Raw genomic sequence first — 4,047 nt, 5'->3', positions numbered from 1 at the left:
GAGAACCACTCCTATATAATGGGTTTGCGGAATATTCCGTAAATTGATTGTGTAGGAGGTTTTTTATGATCAAATATCGAGAGATTCTCCGGTTGGATGCTCAGGAGGTATCCAAACGGGGCATCGCAGCCAGCTGTAAGTGCTCAAGGAGTACGATTAATGATGTGCTGGAGCAAGCAGAAAAGAAAGGGATTTCCTGGCCTTTGCCAGAGGAGTTGGGAGACAGAGAACTTCAAAAGCTTCTATTCCCCGAGAAGCATGTGAAAGACGAAAGGCACTTACCTGACATGGACTACGTCCATAAAGAAATGGCAAAAACAGGCGTTACGCTCTCGCTCCTCTGGCATGAATACGTCATCGTCTGCCGGAACGGGAATCAGATTCCCTACAGCTATCGCCAGTTCTGCCGGGAATACACGAAGTTCGTCACCACAACCAAAGCGACCATGCGCATTAAACGAAAACCGGCTGAAACCCTTGAAGTCGATTGGGCCGGCACTTCGATGAGCGTAAGAGATCAAACAACAGGTGAAGTACATGAGGTGTCACTTTTTGCGGCCACCTTGTCCTGCAGTGGCTACTCGTATGTCGAAGGGTTCTATTCGATGAACTCGCTTCATTGGATTACCGGACATATTCATGCATTTGAATTCTTTGAAGGCGTCACACAAACGATCGTGCCCGATAATTTGAAAACGGGAGTCGAAAAACCTTCTTATAGCGATCCCGTAATTAACCGGACTTATCAAGAGTTGGCGGAGCATTATCACACCGTTGTCATCCCGGCACGCGTCAGGAAACCCAAGGACAAGCCCAGTGTCGAAGGAACCGTTGGCACCATCACCACCTGGATTATCGCTTCACTGAGGAACCAAGTGTTCTTTTCGCTGCAAGAACTGAATGAAGCCGTCCGGCTTAAACTCGAGGAATTCAATGAAAAAGAGTTTCAAAAGAAAAAAGGAAGCCGGCTCACTGCCTTCTTGGAAGAGGAGAAGTTTGCGCTTCTTCCCCTTCCTGCTTCCCGGTACGAGATGGCTCACTGGAAGAAAGCCACTGTACAACCAGATTATCATATCGAAGAAGACAAGATGTATTATTCGGTCCCTTATGAATACATTAAACACGTGGTGGAAATCCGAATCACCCGAACGATGGTGGAGGTGTTCTTCAACAATTTTCGAATCGCCTCCCACAAGAGATTGTTTGGAAAGAACGGGCAAACATCTACTGTTTTTGAGCATCTGCCTGCCAAGCATCAGCAGTTTCTAACGTTTACACCAGCACATTTCATTGAATGGGGAGAGTCCGTCGGACCCTCTACAGAAAAAGCTGTCCGTACGATTCTAGCCAATGGCACCAATGAAAAGCAGGCACTCAAGCTCTGCTTAGGACTTTCAAAACTCGTTGCACAGTACAGTGAACGCGAACTTGAGGTGGCTTGTGAAAAGGCATTGACCTTCTCTCCAAGAGTGAGCCTGAATACGATCAAAACGATTCTCAAAACAGAGCGTGACGTCAAAACGACGACTCCGTTGCAAAAGAAAACTGTCAGCCTTTCAAAAGAGCATGGATTTGTCAGAGGGGCAGACTACTACGGGAGGAAAGATCAATGACCATTGAATCGACAATCACCAAACTAAACGAAATGCGCCTGAGCGCGATAGCCGACACCTATTATACTCAAATGAACGATCCCCAATACCGGGAACTGTCTTTCGAAGATCGCTTCAATTTATTGATCGACAGCGAATACATTCGCCGGAAGAACAGCAAATTAGAACGGCTGATCCGTACAGCGAATTTTCGTATGCCAGATGCTTGTATCGAAGACCTCCACTACTACGAAGACCGCAAGCTGGATCGCACCACCATCTTGCGTTTAGCCAGCTGCAATTACATCGGCGAAAAACAGAACGTCATTCTAAAAGGGGCGTCTGGAAACGGAAAATCTTATTTAGCATGCGCTTTTGGCGTTAGTGCTTGCCGAAACGGCTATACGGCCAAATATATGCGTCTGCCGGAATTACTGGACGAACTGGCCTTGGCTCGATTAAATGGGACGTACCAAAAGACCATGAAAGCTTACCGAAAGGTAAACTTATTAATTTTAGACGAGTGGTTGCTTGTCTCCTTGACCGAACATGAAGCGCGAGATGTACTGGAAATCGTCGAATCAAGATACCAGAATGCCTCCACCATTTTCTGTTCGCAGTTTGAACCTAGCGGTTGGTATGAACAGATTGGGGAAGCGACGCTCGCCGACGCCATCCTCGATCGGGTCATCCATAGTTCGCATTCCATTTTCATTGATGGCAAAGTTTCTATGCGCGAAAGACTCGGGATTCAGTCATAAGAATAAGAAGCCGCCCTTGGGCGGTCTTCTTATTCTTATGACTGGTTCTCAGATGTCCGAGGTGGTTCTGATTTTTGTCCGAGATGGTTCTATTTTATGGCACGAGTGGTTCTTGAGCTTGTCCTTCTTCATCATATGCTTTCTGCAGTTGATGGCTGGTTATGTCCAGAAATCGACGGTTTTTCTCCCTTGTTCATCATGCGCGGCACTGCGCCACAGTTAGATTGAGTATTGCGGAACGAAAAAGCCACTTGTGCGGAGTTTTGAGCCACTAATTGCGGAGAATGAGGCCAGGGAATGCATAGAAGAGAGCCACTGGTTAAATTTCGCCAGTGACTCTCTTCTTTTATATGATGGTCAACGAGAAGCGACTAAACTGTGCCGTTCACGCATGGAGATGTCGCCATCAATCAGTATTTTATAGGAATCGTGGACAATCCGGTCGAGAATCGCATCCGCCACCTGCGCTTGTCCAAGTTTGGCATGCCACCCTTCGGGCGAGAACTGCGAACAGAAGATCGTCGAAGTCCGTTTGAGCCGCGCGTCGATAATTTCTAAGATATGGAGCACTTGATCTTGAGACAGCTCACTCAGGAGCCATTCATCCACGATCAATAAATCAATGGATCGGTATTTCTGAATCAATTTGCGAAAACTTCCGTCTGCCTCATGTTTGGCAACGGCCAGCTCATCCAACAGTTCAGGCAACCGGATATATTTCACCTTGTAGAACTGCCGACAGGCCTGAATGCCGAAGGCATTTGACAGCCACGTTTTCCCGTTACCGGAGGCACCCATGAGGATAAGGTTATGATGCTTCTGAAGATAGGTGCCCGACGCCAGTTCTAAGATTAACTGCTTATCCAACTTGCGGTCCGCGTGATACTCGATCAACTCGATGGCTGCGCTCGAGTCATCAAACGTTGCCTGTTTAATCAGTCGATCCAGTTTATTCGATCTTCTGCGATCATATTCCGTATCCACCAACAGGTTGAAGCGGTCGTCAAAATCCATGCCTTGGAAATCTTTATTTTCATTCTGGAGTTGATACAAGTCCGCCATTCCACTCATCTTCATGTCCGTTAACTTTCGTAAGGTTTCTTGATTGATCATTTTTTATCCCTCCCAAAATAGGTAGCGCCTCTGGTAAACCCATAGTCCTCTGTCTGTGGTTTGCGAACCAACTGTTGATCCGCTTGCTTTTTCTTCTGTCTCTCCAGGATGTTTTTTAGAACGGCAACAGTGGGATGTGAAGAGATTTTCAGTAACGTCTTGGTCGCTTCCTCAAGCTCCGTGTCCGTTCTTTTAGAAGCCGTGCTTCTCAATCCGTTCAAGATATTCAATGCTTTCTTTTCAACATTGGTATTTAGGATATGCTCAACTAAACGTTCCATGTGCGGTCCGACGGTCTTCGCCCATTTCCGGTTGTTTTCTGGATTATGGTCGAGATAAAGTCGATGATGGTCTGGCATATGATCCGGATTTGTGGCATACGGATGTTCCGATTTCTGTTTGCGTGGATGGGATGCAATCCGCACATCTTTAAAGTACAATTCAATTACATCCGCAGTGATTCGGACATCGACATCCTCGCGGACGTATTCATAGGGGACGGAGTAGAACTTGTAGTCTACTTGGACATGGTAGTTCGGTTGGACTTTGGCAGTTGCCCATTCCGTCATCTTAAACCGTGT

Annotated in this window: 4 protein-coding genes; 2 read left to right on the top strand and 2 right to left on the bottom strand. The window is 46.8% G+C overall.

Annotated elements, in window-relative coordinates; genetic code table 11:
• Nucleotides 1-65 precede the first annotated feature (65 nt).
• Together istA and istB (QMA09_RS16875) are read left to right on the top strand one after the other, a co-directional pair.
• On the top strand, nucleotides 66-1,613 hold the full coding sequence (gene istA / locus QMA09_RS16880; RefSeq protein ID WP_290213970.1) for an IS21 family transposase: 1,548 nt from the start codon (nucleotides 66-68) through the stop codon (nucleotides 1,611-1,613).
• On the top strand, nucleotides 1,610-2,353 hold the full coding sequence (istB, locus tag QMA09_RS16875; protein ID WP_290213969.1) for an IS21-like element helper ATPase IstB: 744 nt from the start codon (nucleotides 1,610-1,612) through the stop codon (nucleotides 2,351-2,353). The genes istA and istB (QMA09_RS16875) overlap by 4 nt, the downstream gene beginning before the upstream one ends.
• Nucleotides 2,354-2,710: 357 nt before the next feature.
• On the opposite strand, the gene istB (QMA09_RS16870) is transcribed toward istB (QMA09_RS16875), so the two are convergent.
• Together istB (QMA09_RS16870) and QMA09_RS16865 are read right to left on the bottom strand one after the other, a co-directional pair.
• Nucleotides 2,711-3,466, bottom strand: a complete 756-nt coding sequence (istB, locus tag QMA09_RS16870; RefSeq protein ID WP_290213968.1) for an IS21-like element helper ATPase IstB — start codon at nucleotides 3,464-3,466, stop codon at nucleotides 2,711-2,713.
• A partial coding sequence (locus tag QMA09_RS16865) for a Mu transposase domain-containing protein (protein WP_483313564.1) occupies nucleotides 3,463-4,047 on the bottom strand: 585 nt, incomplete at its 5' end. The genes QMA09_RS16865 and istB (QMA09_RS16870), both read right to left, overlap by 4 nt.

Source organism: Planococcus sp. APC 3906, assembly GCF_030407685.1.
Lineage (GTDB): Bacteria > Bacillota > Bacilli > Bacillales_A > Planococcaceae > Planococcus > Planococcus koreensis.
Note: the sequence above shows the minus strand (reverse complement) of the source record. Positions and strands in the feature narration are given on the sequence as shown.

Coding starts and splice junctions, on each gene's coding strand:
- istA (WP_290213970.1), top strand. CDS start 66: ATGATCAAATATCGAGAGATTCTCCGGTTGGATGCTCAGGAGGTATCC.
- istB (WP_290213969.1), top strand. CDS start 1,610: ATGACCATTGAATCGACAATCACCAAACTAAACGAAATGCGCCTGAGC.
- istB (WP_290213968.1), bottom strand. CDS start 3,466: ATGATCAATCAAGAAACCTTACGAAAGTTAACGGACATGAAGATGAGT.